This is a genomic window from Rhodococcus sp. SORGH_AS_0301, from assembly GCF_030818285.1.
Classification (GTDB): domain Bacteria; phylum Actinomycetota; class Actinomycetes; order Mycobacteriales; family Mycobacteriaceae; genus Rhodococcoides.
The window spans coordinates 4,067,534-4,087,947 of sequence record NZ_JAUTAC010000002.1 but is presented as its reverse complement, the minus strand read 5'-3'; the positions used below and the strand labels follow the sequence as shown (position 1 = coordinate 4,087,947).

Here is a 20,414-nt window from a genome sequence, read left to right as displayed (position 1 = left end):
CGCTAGGAGAATGCAATGACAGACACCACCCTGCCCCCCACCGGCGGCGACGGACCCACGTCCGACCGCATCGAGCTGGTCGACATCCAGCAGGAGATGCAGAACAGCTACATCGACTACGCGATGAGCGTCATCGTCGGTCGAGCACTCCCGGAGGTGCGCGACGGTCTCAAGCCCGTGCACCGCCGCGTGCTGTACGCCATGTTCGACAACGGATATCGGCCCGATCGCGGATACGTGAAGTCGGCTCGACCGGTGGCCGAGACCATGGGCAACTACCACCCCCACGGCGACAGCTCGATCTACGACACCCTCGTGCGCATGGCGCAGCCGTGGTCCATGCGGTACCCACTCGTCGACGGTCAGGGCAACTTCGGTTCCCGCGGCAACGACGGCCCGGCGGCCATGCGGTACACCGAGTGTCGGCTCACTCCTCTCGCGATGCAGATGCTCGCGGACATCGAGGAGGAGACCGTCGACTTCATCGCGAACTACGACGGCCGCACCCTCGAGCCGACCGTGCTGCCCGCCCGCTTCCCCAATCTGCTCGCCAACGGCAGTGGCGGAATCGCGGTCGGCATGGCGACCAACGTTCCGCCGCACAACCTTCGGGAACTCGCCGAGGGTGTGTACTGGATGTTGGACAACTACGAGGCCAGTGAAGAGGTCGCCCTCGAGGCGATGATCGAGCGGATCAAGGGACCGGACTTCCCCACTCACGGTCTCATCGTCGGATCGCAGGGCATCGAGGACGCGTACCGCACCGGTCGCGGATCGATCCGCATGCGCGGCGTGGTCGACATCGAGGAGGGGGAGCGCGGCGGCACGCAGATCGTCGTCACCGAGCTGCCGTTCCAGGTGAACCCGGACAACATGATCGCCTCGATCGCCGAGCAGCTCAAGGACGGCCGCATCGCCGGCATCTCCGACATCGAGGACCAGTCGTCCGACCGTGTCGGTATGCGCATCGTCATCAAGCTGCGTCGCGACGCGGTCGCGAAGGTGGTGCTGAACAACCTCTACAAGCACAGCCAGTTGCAGACGAGCTTCGGCGCCAACATGCTCTCGATCGTCGACGGCGTTCCGCGCACCCTGCGGATCGACCAGATGATCAAGCTGTACGTGACACACCAGCTCGACGTGATCGTCCGTCGTACGCGGTACCGGTTGCGGAAGGCCGAGGAGCGGGCCCACATCCTGCGCGGACTGGTGAAGGCGCTCGACGCCCTCGACGAGGTCATCGCGTTGATCCGCCGGTCCGCCGACGCTGATGTCGCACGCCAGGGCCTGATGGACCTGCTCGACGTCGATCAGATCCAGGCGGACGCCATCCTCGCGATGCAGCTGCGTCGCCTCGCCGCCCTCGAACGGCAGCGCATCGTCGACGAGCTCGCCGCGATCGAGATCGAGATCGCGGACCTGCAGGACATCCTGGACCGTCCGGAGCGTCAGCGGGAGATCGTGCGCTCGGAGCTGAAGGAGATCGTCGACAAGTTCGGCGACGATCGTCGTACCCGGATCATCGCGGCCGACGGCGACGTCAGCGACGAGGACCTGATCGCGCGTGAGAATGTCGTGGTCACCATCACGGAGACGGGGTATGCCAAGCGCACGCGGACCGACCTCTACCGATCGCAGAAACGCGGCGGCAAGGGTGTGCAGGGCGCGGGTCTCAAGCAGGACGACATCGTCAGCAAGTTCTTCGTCTGCTCGACGCACGACTGGATCCTGTTCTTCACCACGAAGGGCCGGGTCTACCGGGCCAAGGCGTACGAGCTCCCCGAGGCCAACCGCACGGCCCGCGGACAGCACGTCGCCAACCTGTTGGCGTTCCAGCCGGACGAGCGGATCGCGCAGATCATTCAGATCAAGACCTACGACGACGCGCCGTACCTGGTGCTCGCGACGAAGGCCGGTCTGGTGAAGAAGTCCAAGTTGGCCGACTTCGACTCCAACCGTTCCGGTGGCATCGTGGCCGTCAACCTGCGTGGCGACGACGAGTTGGTCGGAGCCGTGCTGTGCACCAATTCGGACGACCTGCTGCTCGTGTCCGCTCAGGGCCAGTCGATCCGCTTCTCGGCCACCGACGAGGTGCTGCGCCCGATGGGCCGCGCCACTTCGGGTGTCCAGGGAATGCGCTTCAACGGCGAGGACGCACTGCTCTCCCTGAACGTGGTGAAGGACGGCACGTACCTGCTGGTCGCCACGTCCGGTGGCTACGCGAAGCGCACCGCGATGGAGGACTACCCCCCGCAGGGCCGCGGTGGCAAGGGCGTGCTGACCATTCAGTACGACCCGCGTCGTGGCACCCTGGTGGGAGCGCTCATCGTCGAGGACGACGACGAGCTCTACGCCATCACCTCGAGCGGCGGTGTCATCCGCACCGCGGCTCGTCAGGTTCGCAAGGCAGGACGCCAGACCAAGGGCGTTCGGCTGATGAACCTCGGCGACGGCGACAACCTGCTGGCCATCGCACGCAACGCGGACGAGCCGGAGGACCTCGCGATCGCCGAGGCCGACGGATCCAAGGAGTCATGAGCGCAGTGAGTACTCCCGAACAGCCCGGGTCCACCGGAAACGGACGCCCCGCGCCGAGCACCACGTCCGACCGTCAGGCCCCACGGCCTGCCGGCGGACCCCCGGCACCTCGCCCGCCCGCGGCGTGGCCGCCTGCCCAGCAGGACGGCGCACGCCAGGACGGGGTGCAGCAGGACTCCGCTCGACAGGACCCTGCTCGGCAGGACCCCGGCCATCAGGGTCCCCGTCCGGCTCGGACACCGGACTCCCAGCAGGCTCCCGTGCGGGAGCAGCAGCCACCTCAGCGGCAGCCGCAGACGAACCTGCAGAGCCGTCCCTCTCCGACGGGCCGCGCTCCCGAGCAGGCTCGTCCGGACCAGGGTCAGGCCCGGACGACCGTGCAGCCCGCTGCACGTCCGACGGACGGTCAGGACCGTCCCCGCCAGGGGCGTCCCGCCGAGGCGACGGCCAAGGCTGCGGTGATCGACGGGCCGACGCGCAACATCGCGCGGAACGACCTGCCCACCGACATGCCGGACCTCTCGACGGTCCGTCACCCGCAGCAGGAGGAGCAGCGCACCGAGCGCGCCACCCCGATGATGACGGCGCGACCGTCGGAGTCCGGTGAGCCGCTGCGCGCGACCGTCCAGGTGCGCAAGATCGATCCGTGGTCGATGTTGAAGCTGTCGCTCGTGATCTCCGTGTCGCTGTTCTTCGTCTGGATGGTGGCCGTCGGGCTGCTGTACATGGTGCTCGACGGCATGGGCGTGTGGGATCGACTGAACAATGCGTTCTCCGACATCGTCGCCACGTCCGGCGAGTCCGGGTTGGTGTCGGCCGGCCAGATCTTCGGTTACGCCGCCGTCATCGGTCTCATCAACGTGGTGCTGTTCACAGCACTGACGACCATCGGCACGTTCATCTACAACCTGTGCTCCGACCTCGTCGGTGGCCTGGAAGTGACGCTGGCGGACCGGGACTGACCCACCGCACACCGGCGTTTTGGTCTCGCGCCGTGTGTGCGGTAATCTCGTTCCTCGGTCAGCACAGCACGTTCCACCGTGCTCTGCGAGCCGAGTGCGGGCCTATAGCTCAGGCGGTTAGAGCGCTTCCCTGATAAGGAAGAGGTCGGAGGTTCAAGTCCTCCTAGGCCCACGAACGAGAGCGAGAAAGGATGTCCGTGAGGATTCTTCTCCCCGCCCTCGTGACGTCGGTCGTCGTTGCCGTCACTGTTCGCGCGATCCGCGTGGAGAGTACGCGGTGGCATCGTCTGCCGGATGTCGATCCGGGGCCTTAGCTCAGTTGGTAGAGCGCTGCCTTTGCAAGGCAGATGTCAGGAGTTCGAATCTCCTAGGCTCCACAGTCACGACCACACCCTGTTCCGCATGCCGGAGCAGGGTGTTCTCGTCTCTGGACATGTCACCATGCCCACCGGCGATGCTTCGTCCACCACTGCGCGCCTCATCGTCGATACTTGACGCGTGAACCCCGGACGAGGAACAGAAGCGAGCACCGCGATGGTGGTCTATCTCTGTCCCACCGCCGTTCTCTTCATCGCCGGTGCCGTCGCGTTCTCGGGCACGACCACCGGAACCGTGGTCATGGTCCTCGCGGCAGGTCTCCAACTCCTCGGTGCGGCCGTCCTGCACTTCGGCCCGCGTCCGACCTCGCCTCGCACGCTGGGCATCGTGACGGGCGGCGCCGTCGCGTCGCTGTGCGCGATGTTCCTCACGTCGGACGGACCGGTGGCGTACCTGCTGCTGAGTCAGGCGGCGATGTTCCTGGGCATGCAGCTCGCGGGGTACTGGAGTGAGCGCGGCGGCTGGGTGTGGGTGAGCGTGCTGACGGTGGGATCGGTCGTGGCGGCCGCGCTGTCGCCGTCGACCATGCCGATGGTGGGTTACGTCCTCACCGCGCTGGGCATCGTGGCCGCCGCCGAGTTCTTCGGCTCCCACTCGCGGCGCATGCGGCACTCGGCGTCGCGGGACGCCCTGACCGGACTCCTCAACCGTCAGGGCCTCGAGGACCGCGTCGAGAAACTGCTCCCGGTCTTCGCCTCTCGTGGTCTGCCGGTGAGCATGGCGGTTCTCGATCTCGACAACTTCAAGACGGTGAACGACATCTACGGGCACATCGCCGGCGACGTACTGCTCGAGCGGGTCTCGGCAGCGTGGCGCGGTCAGCTGCGCAAGGGCGACGTCCTGGGCCGTCTCGGCGGCGACGAGTTCGTGCTGTTCATGCCGGGAACCGGTGAGGGCGAGGCGGCGACCCTTCTGGAGCGGCTGCGGGCAGCGCACTCGGCCGAGTGGAGCGTCGGACTGGTCTGCATGCCCACCGTGCGCAAGTGGTCGGAGATCTACCGGGCCGCCGACGCCGAGCTCTACAAGGCCAAGCGCAGCCGAGGTGCCCAACAGATGTCCACGCCGGTGCCCAGGGCCGTCATCGAGGACACCGGAGTGCCTGCCGAGCGGCGCTGACGGCTCGTTCCCCGGGCTGTGGACGACGCAGCGAGGCCCGCCGTCTCCATCTGGTCCACTGTCCGCTCGAGGCGGCCGTCACGTGCCGTCCGGGAACGACGGGGGTCGGCGTGAGCGAGTCGGTGGTCTGGACAGCACCGGACATGTGGAGCATGCACACGAGGGTGGTGTCCGCGGGGACTCGCGTGCGCGTGCTGGTCGATCGCACGACCGCGATCGGGCGGCTGCCCGGGTGGGAGGGAGCGGCGGCCGACGCCGCTCGGTCGGGCGTCGTGGGTACGGCGGCGGAGCTGTCGACGCGAGCGGACGTGTTGGGTCGGATCGCGGACGTCCTCGCCCGCGCGGGTGACGACCGTGCAGCCCTGTCGCGATGGGATCCCGCGGATCGGACGGGCGCCCTCGCCGAACTGGATCGCACGGTCGCCGAGGACCTGACCAGGGCAGGCGGAGACGCGCCGCCGGACTCGGCGCCCACGAGGGCCGCGGCGGTGCTCGACACCGCCAACCGGGCGCGGATGGTTGAGGACCGTGAGCGCCTCGTCGTCGCCGAACGGGATCTGTCCGCGCGACTCGACGACGCCGCGTTCGGGGGCGCGTTCTCGAACGTGGACGCGGGACTCGCCGAGACGCGGCAGCGCCTGGCGGCCATCGACGCGCTGATCGAGGTGCTCGCGCGACCCGAGCGCCGTCTCGTGCACTACGAGGCGGGTGCGCGCCGCACCCTGGCGGCGGTGTCCGTCGGCGACCTCGACGGTGCGGATCGGGTGGCGGTGGTGGTTCCGGGCGCCGGGACCACGGTGGCGGGGTCGATCGCGCGACACGACGGCGAGACGGCGGCACTCGTCACCGAGGCGGGTGCGCTGTCACCCGGCTCCGTCACCGCAGGTGTGTCGTGGCTCGGATACGAAGCGCCGCAATGGAACACGGAGCTCTTCGAGCCCGGGCGCAGCGTGGCCTCGACCGCACCGGCCGCGGCCGGCGCGCCGGCACTCGTCGGCGTTCTCGAGGCGCTCGGCGATCGTCGACACGGTGGTGACGCTCCGGAGGTGACGCTGGTGGCGCACTCCTACGGCACCGTCGTCGCGGCGCAGGCCATCGAGGCCGGTGCCCCCGTCGACGCCGTGGTGGTGATGGGCTCGCCCGGATGGAGCGACCGCGCCGCCGCAGCCGCGCCGGGCCCGGTGCACGTCGCCGAGGCGGCGTGGGACCCCGTCGCCGACCTGGGACGGTTCGGGCCCGATCCCAGCGAGCGACCCGAGACCGAGGCGCTGGACACGGCGGGCACCGTGGGCCATGCCGACTACCTGGAACCGGGCAGCGTGTCGGCACGGGCCGTGGCCGAGGTGGTGGCCGGAGTGCCGAGCCCACCCGCCCCACGAACCATGGACCTGGCCGACGTGGCGCGGTTCGTGCTCGGGATGCTCTGACCGGCGGAGCAGTGTCAGGGCGCCTGGTGACCGTTGGTCGTCGGCGTGCCCAGGCTCGGCGGCTCGGCGGCGGGAGGGGGCAGCTCGGTGCGGCGCGAGCGGGAGAACGCGACAGCGCCGGCGCCGAGGAGGACGAGCAGTCCGATCACGCCGGCGCGGCGGCCGGGCACGAACCGACCGCGTCGAACGGGCGCCGCCGCACGCACGGGTGCGGGACGAGCGGCACGCTGCTGGGCGCGTCGTGACCGGAGGACCGACACCCCCTTGCGAGTGACGACGAAACCTGTTGCTGCGGGGCCCTTCGCGAGCGTGAGGGCGGTGTCACGGGCGATGCCGAGCGCCTTCTTGGCGGTGGCACTGTCGGGTGTTGACGTCATCCGTTCACCCTTGCACATTCCCCGGGTGGCACGATGGTGTTGTGACCTCACCTCTACAGACTCAGACCGCGACCCTGCACACGAATCACGGCGACATCGTGATCGCCCTCTTCGGCAACCACGCGCCGAAGACGGTCGAGAACTTCGTCGGTCTCGCGCAGGGCACCAAGGACTACAGCACGAAGAACGCGTCGGGCTCCTCCGAGGGACCTTTCTACGACGGCGCGATCTTCCACCGCGTCATCGCGGGCTTCATGCTCCAGGGTGGTGACCCCACCGGCACCGGCACGGGTGGTCCCGGATACAAGTTCGGTGACGAGTTCCACCCCGAGCTGTCGTTCGACCGTCCGTACCTGCTCGCCATGGCGAACGCGGGCCCCGGCACCAACGGTTCGCAGTTCTTCATCACCGTCGGCCCGACGCCGCATCTCAACCGTCGTCACACCATCTTCGGCGAGGTCATCGATCCCGCGTCGCAGAAGGTCGTCGACGAGATCGGCTCGACCGCGACCGGCCGCGGCGATCGCCCCGTGAACGACGTCGTCATCGAATCCGTCACCATTGCCTGATTCGACCGACACGGTCCCCCGTCGCGAGATCGGTGTGACATGACAGGACCAGGATGGGGCGGCGCTCCGGTGCCGCCCCTCCCTACCTGCGTGCGCCACCCCGATCGGCCCACCGGCCTGTCCTGCACCCGGTGCGACCGACCGGCCTGCCCGGAATGCCTGCGGCCGGCCGCGGTGGGTCAGCACTGTGTCGAGTGCGTGGCACAGGCTGCGGGGTCGATCCCGCGTGCCCGCACGATGGCCGGCGGTGTCAGCAGGACCGTCACCACCCCCGTCGTCACCTACGCGCTGATGGCACTGAACATCCTCGTATTCGCCCTCACGGCCGCTCAGTCCGGCGGCCTGGCGAACCAGTCGAGCTCGCTGTTCCGCAGCTGGCAGCTCGTCCCGCTCCTGGTGGCCGACGGCGATGTCGTCCGCATCCTGGGCAGTGGTTTCCTGCACTCCGGCATCGTGCACCTCGCCGTGAACATGTTCGCCCTGTACGTCATCGGGCGCGATTGCGAACTGGTGCTCGGACGCTCGCGATACCTCGCCGTGTACGTCGTCGCGCTGCTGGGCGGCGCCGCGGCGGTGATGTGGCTGTCCAGCCCCCTGGTGGCGACGGTCGGAGCATCCGGCGCCGTGTTCGGCCTCCTCGGTGCACAGGCCGTGATCCTCGTCCGGCTGCGCCGCAGCCCCACCCCGGTGCTCGTCGTGATCGGGCTCAACGTGGTGCTGAGCATCGCGATCCCCGGTATCTCCCTGTGGGGACACCTCGGCGGGCTCGCCGCCGGTGCCGCCGCCACGGCCGCGGTGCTGTTCGTCACCGGTTCGGACGCTCGTCGGTCACGCCGACTGGGATGGTTCGGCATCGCCGGCGTCGGGCTGCTCGCACTGGCGCTGATCGGTCTGCGTGCCGCGACGCTCGCTCCGACTCTCGTGGTGGGCTAGTCCCGCTGCGACCAGCCCGCGTCGACCCACCCGTGCAGCTCGAGGGTGTCGAACACGGCGCGCGGATCGGCCCCGAGGTCCCAGCGACCGAAGATGACGAGTCGCTCGTCGTCGCCGTCGGTCACGTCCATCTCCAGCATCGGAACCCGTCGACCGAGCCGCGGGTACGGGACCAGACGCAGTGAGAGCACGTCGTCGCGCCCGTAGTCGCGGGTTCCGCGCAGAGTTCTGATGCGCAGGACGTCGCCGTCGACACTCAACTTCGGACGTTGGACCGCGGCCAGCACAGCCAGCGCCAGGGCTGCCAGTGCGGCGAGTCCGATGAGCGCGCGGCCGGCCGGATCACCCGTCGTGGCGACGGCAGCGGCGGCGAGTGCAGCGGCTCCCACCCCCAGCGCGGCCACGGCGGCGAGGGGTGTGGACCAGGACTGCGGTGCCTCGCGACCACCTGTGGACAAGTTATCCACAGAAGTTATCCACAGTGTGGATGAACAACACCCGTGTAATTTCGGCGCGCATGGCGGAGGAAGCCCCGGTCAGCGCCATTTCATCGTCATGACGAGACCGACGATCCAGAAACCGAAACCGATCAGCAGGTTGTAGGCACCCAGATCCGACATCCAGCCGATGCTGTCCTGGGCGAGGTAGTACACGATGAGATACACCAGACCGAGCACCATGAAACCGAACATGACCGACAGATACAGCGTGCTCGACGGCGCGGCCTTGACCTTGACGGGCGTCCGCGACGCCGGATCGATCGTGTAGTCGGGCTTCTTGCGGACCTTCGACTTGGGCATGGATGACCTCGAACTCTCGTACCGGACTGCAGGCGGGCGGGTGTGAGCCACGGTGGGGACGCTCACTGCTCACGTCCACGATAACCTGCAGCCGAGCTCCCACCCGTGCGGCATTAGTCTTGTGACATGCGCATCCTCGTCGTCGACAACTACGACAGCTTCGTGTTCAACCTGGTCCAGTACCTCGGCCAGCTGGGGACACGGGCCCGAGTGCTGCGGAACGACGACCCCGGGGTGCTCGATGTCGAGGCCGCCGTGGCGGAGGTGGACGGAGTGCTGCTCAGTCCCGGACCCGGCACGCCGCAGCGCGCCGGCGTCACCATGGACATGGTGCAGGCCTGCGCCTCGTCGGGAACGCCCCTGCTGGGCGTGTGCCTCGGACACCAGGCCATCGGTGCCTCCTTCGGCGGCGTGGTCGAACGCGCGCCGGAACTTCTGCACGGTAAGACCAGCGTCGTCCACCACTCCGGAGACGGCGTGCTGGCAGGGTTGCCGGATCCGTTCACCGCGACGCGCTACCACTCGTTGACGGTGCGGGAGGACACGATCCCGGACGACCTCGAGGTGACCGCGCGCACCGAGAGCGGCATCGTCATGGCGATGCGCCACCGGGAGCTGCCGATCCACGGCGTGCAGTTCCACCCCGAGTCGGTCATGACGCAGGGTGGTCACCGCATGCTGGCGAACTGGCTCGCCGTGTGCGGCGAGGCTCCCGAACCGGGCCTGGTGGCCGAGCTCGAGAGCGCCGCCCGCGTCTGAGCACGGCGCCGCGTCGGGTCAGAGCCCGAACTTGCCGACGGTGACGTTGACGCGCGCCGTCTTGGCGATGGCCGTCCCCGGCGCGACCGCCTGCTGCTGAACGCGGTTGACCTGCGTGAGGTCCGACGTCTGGACGTCGACCTGGTCGATCTCGGCGATGGTGCCCTCCCAGCCGGCGGCGCGGAGGAGGTCGACGGCCTGGACCGGGGTCTGGCCTGCCAGGTCCGGGATCTCGAACTGCGATCCGTTGGACACCCGCACCACCACGGTGTCGCCGTCGGTGGCGTTGCTGCCGCCCGCGGGCGTCGTGGCGACCACCTGACCGGCCGGGAGCGTCGAGTCGACGTTCTGGCGGTCGACGAGGAAACCGGCACCCGCGATGTTGGGCTGAGCGACCTCGATGCTCTGACCGACCACGTCGGGGACCCGCACCTGACGCGGTCCCGATCCGAGCGTGATGCGTACCGACGAGCCCTGAGCCATCGACGATCCGCGAGCCGGCTCCTGACCGATGACCTTGTCGACGTCCGCGCGAGACGACGCGGCCCGGCCGATCGACGGGTCGAGAGCGAGACCGGCCTGCACCAGTGCCTGTTCCGCAGCGCTCTGCGTCAGTCCTGCAAGCTGGGGGACCTGGATCTGCTCCGGACCGGTGGACACCTCGAGAACGAGGGTGCTGTTCTCGTCGACCGTCGTGCCGGACACGGGTCGCGTGCCGATGACGGACCCCTCGGGCACCGTCGCGTCGGAGCGTTGCTGGACGTCGACGCGGAAGCCCGCGTTCTCGAGGGTGGTGCGGGCGGCGTCGGCGGTCTGCTCGGACACGTCCGGGACGGTCACCGAACGGGCCTCCGCACCGGGGCCGAGATTCCACAGGAAGACGCCGACGATGCCGACGACCACGAGGGCGGCGAGCGCCATGACGGCGACGCGCACGCCCTTGCGGCGCGGTCGGTCTCCGTCGTCGTCCGCGTCGGGATGCGCGTGGCGGGCGATCCGGCGAGGCTCGCCGGAGTTGTCGGACGCCGGCCGAGCGCCGGACCGCGGCGCATCCATCGAGCCGAGGATGGTGGTGCGATCCTCGTCGTTCATCACCATCGGCGCACTGGGCCGCTGGCCACCGAGGACGCGGATGAGATCGGTGCGCATGTCCGCGGCGCTCTGGTACCGATTGGCCGGGTTCTTGCTCATCGCCTTGAGAATGATCGAGTCCAGCTCCCGCGGGATGTCCGGATTCACCGACGACGGCAGTCGCGGATCCTCCCGGACGTGCTGGTACGCGACCGCGACCGGGGAGTCACCCGTGAACGGCGGCTCGCCCGTCAGGATCTCGAACAGCACGCAGCCCAGCGAGTAGACGTCGGATCGCGCATCGACCTGTTCGCCGCGAGCCTGCTCTGGCGACAGGTACTGGGCGGTACCGATGACGGCAGCGGTCTGCGTCATCGGAGACGAACTGTCGGCGATGGCCCGCGCGATGCCGAAGTCCATGACCTTGACCGCACCGGCGCGGTTGATCATCACGTTGGCCGGTTTGACGTCGCGGTGCACGATGCCGTTGCGGTGGCTGAAGTCGAGGGCGGCGCAGACGTCGGCGATGACCTCCATCGCACGCTTGGGAGCCATCGGCCCCTCGGCGCGGACGATGTCGCGCAGCGTGTCGCCGTCGACGTACTCCATGACGATGTAGGGCAGCGGACCCGTCTCGGTCTCCGCCTCACCCGTGTCGTACACCGCTACGATCGCCGGATGGTTCAGTGCCGCAGCGTTCTGCGCCTCGCGGCGGAACCGCAGGTAGAACGTGGGATCGCGTGCCAGATCCTGACGCAGCACCTTGATGGCCACGTCGCGATCGAGACGGCCGTCCTTCGCGAGGTGGACCTCCGACATGCCACCGAAACCGAGGATCTCCCCGAGGTCGTACCGGGACGAGAGCTTGCGCGGTGTGGTCATCGCGCTCCTCCCGGTGCGTAGTTGAAGGGGTTGCCGTCCCCGTTGCCGTTGCCGTTCCCGCCGCCGAGACCGGGGATGGTGAACAGTCCCCCGTCGGTCGTGGTCGTGGTGGTGGTCGTCGGCTCGGTGGTCGTGGGCTCGGTGGTGGTCGTCGTCGGTTCCGTCGTCGTGGTGGTCGTGGTGGTGGTGGTGGTCGTCGTCGTGGGCTCGGTGGTGGTGGTCGTCGGCCGCGTCGTGGTGGTGGTCGGCTCCGTGGTGGGCGCCGCCGTGGTGGTCGAGGTGACGACGGGCGTCGAACCGTTGCTCTCGGTGAAGACGAACAGCCCGAACGCGACGACGGCGGCGAGCAGGAGCAGTCCACCGGCAGCCCAGGCCAGGGCCTTCTGCCCGGGGGTCATGCCCGATTCGCGGTCACGATCAGGTTCCGGTGATCGTGGTGTGGCCGCTGCCGCGGCGGCGTAGCCGGTGGCGGACGTGGTCATCATGCGGGTGCTGGACGGCCCACCGACGGCGCCGACGGGCGGGGCGACCCGACCGGTACCGGACGCCGTGCCCGGGGCGGGCGGGCGCCGGCCGGCGCGCACGGCAGCGACCGCGTCGGCGAACTCCCCGCCGTTCTCGTACCGTGCGGCCGGGTCCTTGGTCATGGTGATCTCGATGAGCTCCCGCACCGGCTGCGGCAGATCGCCGGGAAGCGGCGGCGCGGCGTCCCGCACGTGCTTCATCGCGACCGTCAGCGCGCCGTCGCCGACGAACGGACGGGTCCCGCTGATGGCCTCGTAGCCCACGACGCCGAGCGAGTACACGTCGGACGCGGACGTCGCGTCCTGACCCAGCGCCTGTTCGGGAGCGATGTACTGCGCGGTGCCCATGACCATGCCGGTCCGCGTGACGGGCGAGGCGTCCACGGCCTTCGCGATGCCGAAGTCGGTGATCTTCACCGTCCCGTCGGGCGTGATCATGATGTTGCCCGGCTTCACGTCACGGTGGACGATGCCTGCGCGGTGCGCGGCCTGCAGGGCGCGGCCGGTCTGCTCGAGCATGTCCAGTGCGTGGACCAGCGGAAGCCGACCCATGCGCGTGAGCACCGTGTTGAGGGGCTCGCCGATGACGAGCTCCATGACGAGATACGCGAGCGACTGCCCGTTGGCGTCCCGCACCTCGCCGTAGTCGTAGATGTTGGCGATGCCGGGATGGTTCAACAGCGCGGTCGTGCGCGCCTCGACACGGAACCGTTCGACGAACTCGGGGTCGTCCGAGAACTCCGGCTTGAGGATCTTGACGGCGACGCGGCGATCGAGCCGGTTGTCCGTCGCTTCCCAGACCTGTCCCATTCCACCGGTCGCGATCAGTCGGAGCAGTCGATAGCGGTCGGCGACCACTGCTCCGTTACCCAGGCCTCCACTCATGCGGGGCTCACCTCCCCTGCAATCCGGCGCCGAGCACTGCTCTCGCCACTGGTGCCGCGACGGACCCACCGGTGGCGGCGAGTGCGCGGTCACCACCGTTCTCGACGATGACCGCGATGGCGATCTTCGGGTCCTGTGCCGGCGCGAACGCGATGTACCAGGCGTGCGGAGGGGTGTTGCGCGGATCGCTGCCGTGCTCGGCGGTGCCGGTCTTGGATGCGATCTGCACCCCCGCGATCTTGCCCTCGCCGCCGGAGTTGTTCTCCGAGCCGACCATCAGATCGGTGAGCGTGGACGCGACCTCGGGAGAGATCGACTGGCCCAGTGACGTGGGCTCGGTGGTGTCGAGGGTCGACAGATCCGGACCCTGCAGCTGGGCCACCATGTGCGGCGCCATGCGCACGCCACCGTTCGCGATGGTGGCGGCGATCTCGGCGTTCTGCAGCGGTGTCAGTGCGACGTCGCGTTGGCCGATGCTGCTCTGACCGAGGGCGGCGTCGTCGGGGATCTCCCCGACGGTGCTGTCGGCGACCGGGATCGGCACGGCCTGGTTCGCCTCGCCGATGCCGAACGCGGACGCGGTGTCCTTGACGTTCTGGGTGCCGGCGTCGATACCGAGTTCCACGAAGGCGGTGTTGCACGAGCGCGCGAACGCCTCGCGCAACGACGCGGTGGCGCCGCCGCCGCACGTGGAGCCGTTGTAGTTCTCGAGCGTCGTCGACGTGTCGGGCAGCGTGATGGTCGGCGCCGCCGTGAGCTGGGTGTCCGGGGTGGAGCCGGCCGCCAGCGCCGCCGCGGTGACGACCACCTTGAACGTCGAACCGGGCGGGTAGGTCTGGGAGACCGCGCGGTTGACCAGGGGCTCGCCCGGATCGCTGCTCAGTCGCTCCCACGCCTGCGTCGACGTCTCGCCGTCGTGCGTCGCGAGCTCGTTGGGGTCGTAGCTCGGCGTGCTCACCATCGTCAGGATCTTGCCGGTGGACGGCTCGATGGCCACGACGGAGCCGGTGTAGCCCTTCGACGTCAACTGGTCGTAGGCGACCTGCTGCATCACCGGATCGATCGTGGTGACGACGTTGCCGCCGCGGGGGTCGCGACCGGAGAGCAGGTCGAAGAACCGCTTGCCGAACAGTCGGTTGTCCGAGCCGTTCAACACTGCGTCCTCGGACCGTTCGAGAGCGGTGCTCGAGTACAGCATCGAGTAGAAGCCGGTGACCGGTGCGTTGGCGGCCGGGCTGGACGGTGCCGCGGGGTTGGCGGGGTACGTCCGCAGGTACTTGTAGCGATCGTCGGTCGCGACGGAGGCCGCGAGCACCTGGCCGCCGCTCGAGATCTGCCCACGCTGGCGTGCGTACTCGTCGAGCAGCACCCGCGAGTTCCGCGGATCCGTTCGGAGGTCGTCCGCCTTGATGACCTGGACGTACGTCGCGTTCGCGAGCAGGACGACGATCATCGCCATGACGCCGATGGCGACTCTGCGCAGAGGTGTGTTCACGGTCGCTTCACCACCTCGGTGGGAGCGTCACCGATCGGAGCCGCCGGTCCGCGTTTCTGCGGCACGACGGGCGCCCGTGCGGCGTCCGAGATCTTGATGAGCAGGGCGACCAGAGCGTAGTTCGCGAGCAGCGAGGATCCTCCGTAGGACATGAACGGTGTGGTGAGACCGGTGAGCGGGATGAGCTTGGTGACGCCGCCGACGACGACGAACAGCTGCACCGCGATGGTGACGGACAGTCCGGCGGCGAGCAGCTTGCCGAAGCTGTCGCGCACCGCGAGGGCGGTGCGCAGCCCACGCAACACGAAGACCAGATAGAGCATCAACACGGCTGCCAGGCCGATGAGGCCGAGCTCCTCGCCGATGGTCGCGATGATGAAGTCGGTGCTCGCGAACGGCACCTGCGACGGCCGGCCACTGCCGAGCCCGGTACCGCCCATGCCGCCGGTCGCCAGACCGAAGAGCGACTGCGAGATCTGATAGCCGGTGTCGTTGTAGTCCGCGAACGGATCCAGCCACGTGTCGGTGCGGATCTTCACGTGCCCGAAGAACTGGTACGCGAGCAGGAAGCCGAGCAGGAGCAGCGCCACACCCACGACGATCCAGCCGACGCGCTCGGTGGCGACGTAGATCATCACCAGGACCGTGCAGTAGATCAGCAGCGACGTGCCGAGATCCTTCTCGAACACCAGGACGCCGATGGACACGATCCACGCGACGACGATGGGGCCGAGATCGCGGGCGCGCGGGAAGTCCATGCCGAGCACGTGCTTGCCCGCGGTGGTGAAGAGCTCGCGCTTCGCCACGAGCACCGAGGCGAAGAAGATGAGCAGCAGGATCTTCGAGAACTCACCGGGTTGGATGCTGAAGCCGGGCAACCGGATCCAGATCTTCGAGCCGTTGACCTCGGACAACGACGAGGGCAGGACGGCCGGCAGGGCCAGGAACACCAGACCGCCGAGGCCCAGGGTGTAGCCGTACCGCGCGAGGGTGCGGTAGTCGCGGATCAGCACGAGGACAGCGATGAACCCGGCGATGCCCAGGGCCGTCCACAGCACCTGCTGCGTGGCGTCGGCCGACGGCTCCTCGATGCCGAGGTACACCGCCGACTGCTGCGCCGCGAGGTCGAGCCGGTGGATGAGCACCAGTCCGAGCCCGTTCAGCATGGCGACGACCGGGAGCAGCAGCGGATCCGCGTGGGTGGCGAATCGACGGACCGCGGCGTGGGCGACCGCGAACATCGCGAGGTAGGCGAGGCCGTACTTCGCCAGGTCCCAGGTGATGGCCTGCTCCTGGCTCGCCTCGACGAGCACCAGCGACACCGTGGTGATGACCGCGGCCGCGCCGAGCAGTGCCGCCTCGACACCGCGTCTCGTCGACTGCGGCGGGGCGGGGGCGAACCCACCGGGCGGGCTGGGGAACGAGGCGGACGACTGGCTGGGGGTGGGCCGGTTCGGGGTCGGCAGGTTCGGAGCGGACATCACGAACCCGTCCTGCAGGTCTGGCCCGCCACCAGCGTCGGCGTCGGTGCCGGGGTGGGCTCGATCGTGGTGGTCACGGGAGCCGCCGGATCGACGGGCGCCGCCGGGTCCGGAGCGGGCGGTGCGGCCGTGGGAGCAGGCGTGGCCTCGGGAGTGGCGCTCGGCGTGGTGGTGGTGCTCGCCGGCGGCGTGCACGGGGGCAGCAGGTCACCGGACGCGAGTCGCGCCACCTGGGTGCGCGCGTCGTCGAGGGTGCCCGACGGCAGACCCGAGCGCACCTGTTCGCGTGCCGAGGGCTGGAGATCGTCGACACCCAGGATCGTGCAGTCGGCGTCGCCGGGAGCGCGCAGCTCGACCGTCGCGTCCTCGGTGGCCGTGGCCCCGTCGCGGACGCAGCCGACCAGATCGACCTCCTGCAGCGAGAAGCCGAGCACCGAACCGGAGACTCCGCGCATCACCACCACGCGACCGTCGTCGGTTCCGACGTAGTAGTTACGTTGCAGCAGTTGCCATCCCACGACGAGGCCGACGACGAGAAGGGCGACCACGCCGAGGCCGGCGAGTGACCACCGGAGCTTGTGCGACTTCTTCTCCGGCACGGGCGGTGGTGTCACGACACGTTTCGGGGTGGTGCGGGGCGGCCGCATGGCGGCGGCGCGGCCGGCTGCCGTGTTCGGCGGCGGCGCGTCCTCCTCGTCGGACATCGACGCGGCTCCGGCGAGAATGGGGTGCGACTGGCCGTAGTCCAGATCGATGACGTCGGCGACGACGACGGTGACGTTGTCGGGGCCACCGCTGCGCAGCGCCAGCTCGATGAGCCGATCGGCGCACTCGTCGTTCTCGCCCTCGCGGAGCGTGTCGGCGATGGTCTCGCTGCTGACGACGTCGGACAGGCCGTCCGAGCACAGGAGATACCGATCCCCGGCGCGGGCCTCACGCACCGTGAGCGTCGGCTCGATCTCGTTACCGGTGAGCGCGCGCATGATGAGCGACCGCTGCGGGTGCGAGTGCGCCTGCTCGGCCGTGATCCGGCCCTCGTCGACCAGGGACTGGACGAACGTGTCGTCTCGCGTGATCTGCGTCAGCTCGTCGTCGCGCAGCAGGTAGGCACGCGAGTCGCCGATGTGGACGAGCCCGATCTTTCTGCCGCCGAACAGGATCGCCGTCAGGGTCGTGCCCATGCCGTCGAGCTCGGGATCCTCCTCGACCTGCTCGGCGATGGTGGAGTTGCCCTCGCGCGTCGCCCGTTCGAGCTTGCCCAGGAGATCGTCTCCCGGCTCGTCGTCGTCGAGGTGGGCGAGCGCCGCGATCATGAGCTGGGACGCGACCTCACCGGCGGCGTGCCCTCCCATGCCGTCGGCGAGAGCGAGCAGGCGCGCACCGGCGTAGACCGAGTCCTCGTTGTTGGATCGCACGAGACCGCGATCGCTGCGCGCGGCGTAGCGGAGAACCAGTGTCACGGGCGCAGCTCGATCACGGTCTTGCCGACGCGGACGGGCGTGCCCAGCGGGACGCGCACCGCCGTCGTGACCTTGGCCCGGTCGAGGTAGGTGCCGTTGGTCGAACCGAGATCCTCGACGTACCAGTCACCCCCGCGAGGAGACAGCCGTGCGTGGCGCGTGGACGCGTAGTCGTCGGTGAGGACCAACGTCGAGTCGTCCGCCCGACCCATGAGGACCGGCTGCGACCCGAGCGTGATGCGGGTACCGGCCAGCGAACCCTGCGTGACCACCAGCTGCTTGGCCACCTTCGCCTTGCGGCCCTGCAGCGACACCGGTGACGTGCGGGAGCGCGGTGCCACGCGCAGCCCGGAGGCCGCATAGATGTCCGACCGCAGGGTGCGCAGCACTGCCCAGACGAACAACCACAGGATCAGGAGGAAGCCAGCTCGAGTGAGCTGCAGAATCAATCCCTGCACAGCGTGTCACCTCCTCGTGTCACCAGAAGCCGGGTCACGGCTTTCTCGGTCGCCCGGGGACGTCCCGTCTCGGAGCATCATAAGGGCAGGCGCCGACGGCCGGTGTCGGCCGCCGCACCCGTCGCCGGTCCGGTCGTGTCAGACGATGCGGACGAGGATCTCCGAATGTCCGGCGCGGACGATGTCGCCGTCGGCCAGCTGCCAGTCCTGGACCGGTGCACCGTTCACGGTCGTGCCGTTGGTGGAACCCAGGTCGGACAGCATGGCCACCCGGCCGTCCCAGCGGATCTCGAAGTGCCGACGCGAGACGCCGGTGTCGGGGAGCCGGAACTGGGCCTCCTGGCCGCGACCGACGACGTTGCCGCCCTCGCGCAGCTGGTAGTGACGGCCGCTGCCGTCCTCGAGCTGCAGGGTGGCGGCGAGCCCGCGAGACGCGGCCGGGCGGTCGTAGTCGTCCCCGTCCGCGACCTGCTGGTAGCCCTGTGTGGCCGGCTGGTCGTACGCCGCCGCGGCGCCGTACGCCCGCGGCTGTGCGGCCTGGCCGCCCTGGTCGTAGCCGCGCTGGTCGTAGTCGCCGTACGCCTGCTGACGGTCCTGACCGTGCTGGTCCTGACCGTGCTGGTCGTAGCCCGATCGGTCGTAGCCGCCCTGGTCGTAGCCGCGCTGGTCGTACCCACCCTGGTCGTACCCGCGCTGGTCGTAACCGCCCTGGTCGTAGCCGCGCTGGTCATAGCCGCCCTGGTCGTACCCGCGCTGGTCATAGCCGCCCTGGTCGTAGCCCTGCTGGCCGTAGGCGCGGGGATCGGGTCCACCCTGGTCGTACTGAGGACGGCCGTGGCCGCGCGGATCCGCCGCCGGCTGTCCGTAGGCCTGGCGGTCGTACGGCTGCTGAGCGGGAGGCTGCTGGCCGTAGGCACGCGAGTCGTAGGGGGCTCGGTTCTGCGGCTGGCGTCCGTAACCCTGGTCGTAGCCGCCCTGCTCGTGACCCTGCTGGTCGTACCCGGCCTGGCCGTAGCCCTGCTGGTCGTACCCGGCCTGGCCGTAGCCCTGCTGATCGTGACCCTGTCCGTACGGTGCGCGTCCGTATCCGCCCTGCTCCTGACCGGCGGGCGGGCGGCCGTAGCCGCGGGCGTCCTGCTCGGAGTCGCCGTACGCGCGGGGCGGGCGCACCCGATTCTCCGCCGCCGGGTCGACGCGGCCCGACGCCTCGGGGTCGTACGCCTCGGACGGGTACGCGCTGCCGTTGCGAGGGGCACGGGCGGCGACGCCCGATGCGGGCCGATCGTTGTCGCGGTCGGGCTCGTCGCCCTGGTTCTGAGTCCCTGAGTTCTGGGTCATGGGGCCGGCTCCTGATGTCGACGACGGTCGGTCTTGTGCAGTGGACTGGTGAGGTGGAGCGCTCTGCTGGGGTGACGCGTCGGGATCGACTGTTCCCGACGTGCGGAACTGTCCCGTGTGCAGTGTGGTGGACGGTTCGAAGCGGACCACCACGCGCCCGTACGTCTGCCATCCCTGGTCGGTGATGAAGTCCTGGAGATGGCGTGAGAAGGCGCGAGTGGTGAGGTCGTGGTCGGACGCGAGCCTGTCGTGATCCGACGGGCTGATGGTGATGACGTAGGCGTTGGGTGCCAGCAGATGTCCGCCGTCCAGCGTGCGGACCGACATGGTGGCCTCCTGCTGGAGGGCCGCCTCGACCTCCTGCGGCACCACACCGCCACCGAAGACGCGAGCGAAGGCGTCACCGACAGCACTCTGCAGCTTTCTCTCGAATCGCTGAACCACTCCCACGACACCCTCCTTCTCCGTCTTCGTCGGTACTGCGTCTCACATCGGTACTGCGTCCGTGCGTCGGAGACTCATGATGCTGGAACCGTCCCCGAGGCGTCCACGCCGCCGACGTCCGCGCAGGCCGTGCGGCCTCGCGTGTCCTTCCGTCGTGCGACTACCGATCCATGCTATACGCCCGGAACCGGTTCCCGGCCCCGCCTCGGGACCGGAAACCCGGACCGACGGTATGGATTTCTGCCCGAGTGACGGGTCGTGTTAATCTCGTCCCGTCGCTCGGGCGAGTGGCGGAATGGCAGACGCGCTGGCTTCAGGTGCCAGTGTCCTTCGGGACGTGGGGGTTCAAGTCCCCCTTCGCCCACCACACTGGCCGTAGCCGAGAAATCGCTACGGCCAGTAGTCTTTCATCGGACGTACGTCTCGGTGTGAGATCTCCGACGTCGAGCTCGTGCGCTCCCGGAGTATTCTCGTGAGCGAACGCCGAGGTACCGCGCAACGTCGCGCACACACCCAT

The 20,414-nt window shown here is 69.2% G+C and carries 17 protein-coding genes and 3 tRNA genes; 10 read left to right on the top strand and 10 right to left on the bottom strand.

The annotated features are described in order from the left end of the window. Positions 1–15: 15 nt before the first annotated feature. The 6 genes from gyrA to QE397_RS19945 all read left to right on the top strand — a co-directional run bounded on the left by gyrA (position 16) and on the right by QE397_RS19945 (position 6,421). Positions 16–2,538 carry a DNA gyrase subunit A gene (gene gyrA, locus QE397_RS19970; RefSeq protein WP_027505935.1) on the top strand — a complete coding sequence of 841 codons (2,523 nt, stop codon included), beginning with the start codon at positions 16–18 and terminating at the stop codon, positions 2,536–2,538. Next, positions 2,535–3,500 (top strand): DUF3566 domain-containing protein, encoded by a 966-nt coding sequence (locus tag QE397_RS19965; RefSeq protein WP_222632471.1) that lies wholly within the window; start codon positions 2,535–2,537, stop codon positions 3,498–3,500. The genes gyrA and QE397_RS19965 overlap by 4 nt, the downstream gene beginning before the upstream one ends. Before the next feature lie 98 nt (positions 3,501–3,598). Further along, positions 3,599–3,672, top strand: a tRNA-Ile gene (locus QE397_RS19960). A gap of 132 nt (positions 3,673–3,804) precedes the next feature. Next, positions 3,805–3,877: transfer RNA gene (locus QE397_RS19955), tRNA-Ala, on the top strand. Between the two features lie 121 nt (positions 3,878–3,998). After that, positions 3,999–4,994, top strand: a complete 996-nt coding sequence (locus QE397_RS19950; RefSeq protein WP_231476347.1) for a GGDEF domain-containing protein — start codon at positions 3,999–4,001, stop codon at positions 4,992–4,994. 110 nt (positions 4,995–5,104) lie between these two features. Beyond that, positions 5,105–6,421, top strand: coding sequence for an alpha/beta hydrolase (locus QE397_RS19945; protein ID WP_307096901.1), 1,317 nt, complete (start codon positions 5,105–5,107; stop codon positions 6,419–6,421). 14 nt (positions 6,422–6,435) lie between these two features. Here the strand turns inward: QE397_RS19945 and QE397_RS19940 are convergent, their stop codons facing one another. Further along, positions 6,436–6,798 (bottom strand): hypothetical protein, encoded by a 363-nt coding sequence (locus QE397_RS19940; RefSeq protein WP_056695686.1) that lies wholly within the window; start codon positions 6,796–6,798, stop codon positions 6,436–6,438. A 41-nt stretch (positions 6,799–6,839) separates the two neighbouring features. On the opposite strand from QE397_RS19940, the gene QE397_RS19935 reads away from it, so the two are divergent. After that, positions 6,840–7,367 carry a peptidylprolyl isomerase gene (locus tag QE397_RS19935; protein ID WP_027505933.1) on the top strand — a complete coding sequence of 176 codons (528 nt, stop codon included), beginning with the start codon at positions 6,840–6,842 and terminating at the stop codon, positions 7,365–7,367. Positions 7,368–7,406: 39 nt separating this feature from the next. Further along, on the top strand, positions 7,407–8,300 hold the full coding sequence (locus QE397_RS19930) for a rhomboid family intramembrane serine protease (RefSeq protein ID WP_307096897.1): 894 nt from the start codon (positions 7,407–7,409) through the stop codon (positions 8,298–8,300). On the opposite strand, the gene QE397_RS19925 is transcribed toward QE397_RS19930, so the two are convergent. Both QE397_RS19925 and crgA read right to left on the bottom strand, forming a co-directional pair. After that, positions 8,297–8,758 carry a PH domain-containing protein gene (locus tag QE397_RS19925; protein WP_027505931.1) on the bottom strand — a complete coding sequence of 154 codons (462 nt, stop codon included), beginning with the start codon at positions 8,756–8,758 and terminating at the stop codon, positions 8,297–8,299. The two genes, QE397_RS19930 and QE397_RS19925, sit on opposite strands and share 4 nt — an antisense overlap. A gap of 78 nt (positions 8,759–8,836) precedes the next feature. Beyond that, positions 8,837–9,100, bottom strand: a complete 264-nt coding sequence (crgA, locus tag QE397_RS19920; protein WP_027505930.1) for a cell division protein CrgA — start codon at positions 9,098–9,100, stop codon at positions 8,837–8,839. Positions 9,101–9,226: 126 nt separating this feature from the next. On the opposite strand from crgA, the gene QE397_RS19915 reads away from it, so the two are divergent. Then, complete coding sequence (locus QE397_RS19915; protein ID WP_222632479.1) at positions 9,227–9,859, top strand: aminodeoxychorismate/anthranilate synthase component II; 633 nt, start codon at positions 9,227–9,229, stop codon at positions 9,857–9,859. Positions 9,860–9,877: 18 nt separating this feature from the next. On the opposite strand, the gene pknB is transcribed toward QE397_RS19915, so the two are convergent. From pknB to QE397_RS19880, 7 genes are all read right to left on the bottom strand, one after another. Beyond that, complete coding sequence (pknB, locus tag QE397_RS19910; RefSeq protein ID WP_307096895.1) at positions 9,878–11,812, bottom strand: Stk1 family PASTA domain-containing Ser/Thr kinase; 1,935 nt, start codon at positions 11,810–11,812, stop codon at positions 9,878–9,880. Further along, the gene (locus tag QE397_RS19905; protein WP_307096892.1) at positions 11,809–13,221 is read right to left on the bottom strand and encodes a serine/threonine-protein kinase; all 1,413 of its coding nucleotides are present in this window, start codon (positions 13,219–13,221) and stop codon (positions 11,809–11,811) included. Before QE397_RS19905 ends, pknB begins: the two co-directional genes overlap by 4 nt. Positions 13,222–13,228: 7 nt before the next feature. After that, positions 13,229–14,716 (bottom strand): penicillin-binding protein 2, encoded by a 1,488-nt coding sequence (locus tag QE397_RS19900; RefSeq protein ID WP_222637829.1) that lies wholly within the window; start codon positions 14,714–14,716, stop codon positions 13,229–13,231. Then, positions 14,713–16,197: an FtsW/RodA/SpoVE family cell cycle protein gene (locus tag QE397_RS19895; RefSeq protein WP_222632699.1), complete on the bottom strand. Its 1,485-nt coding sequence runs from the start codon at positions 16,195–16,197 to the stop codon at positions 14,713–14,715. The genes QE397_RS19900 and QE397_RS19895 overlap by 4 nt, the downstream gene beginning before the upstream one ends. After that, entirely contained in the window at positions 16,197–17,657 is a 1,461-nt protein-coding gene (locus tag QE397_RS19890; RefSeq protein ID WP_307096889.1) for a PP2C family serine/threonine-protein phosphatase, read from the bottom strand. Before QE397_RS19890 ends, QE397_RS19895 begins: the two co-directional genes overlap by 1 nt. Beyond that, positions 17,654–18,115 carry an FHA domain-containing protein gene (locus tag QE397_RS19885; RefSeq protein ID WP_027505924.1) on the bottom strand — a complete coding sequence of 154 codons (462 nt, stop codon included), beginning with the start codon at positions 18,113–18,115 and terminating at the stop codon, positions 17,654–17,656. Before QE397_RS19885 ends, QE397_RS19890 begins: the two co-directional genes overlap by 4 nt. 138 nt (positions 18,116–18,253) lie before the next feature. After that, the gene (locus tag QE397_RS19880; protein ID WP_307096887.1) at positions 18,254–19,903 is read right to left on the bottom strand and encodes a DUF3662 and FHA domain-containing protein; all 1,650 of its coding nucleotides are present in this window, start codon (positions 19,901–19,903) and stop codon (positions 18,254–18,256) included. A 275-nt stretch (positions 19,904–20,178) separates the two neighbouring features. Here QE397_RS19880 and QE397_RS19875 point away from each other — a divergent pair. Then, a tRNA-Leu gene (locus QE397_RS19875) sits at positions 20,179–20,264 on the top strand. Positions 20,265–20,414 lie beyond the last annotated feature (150 nt).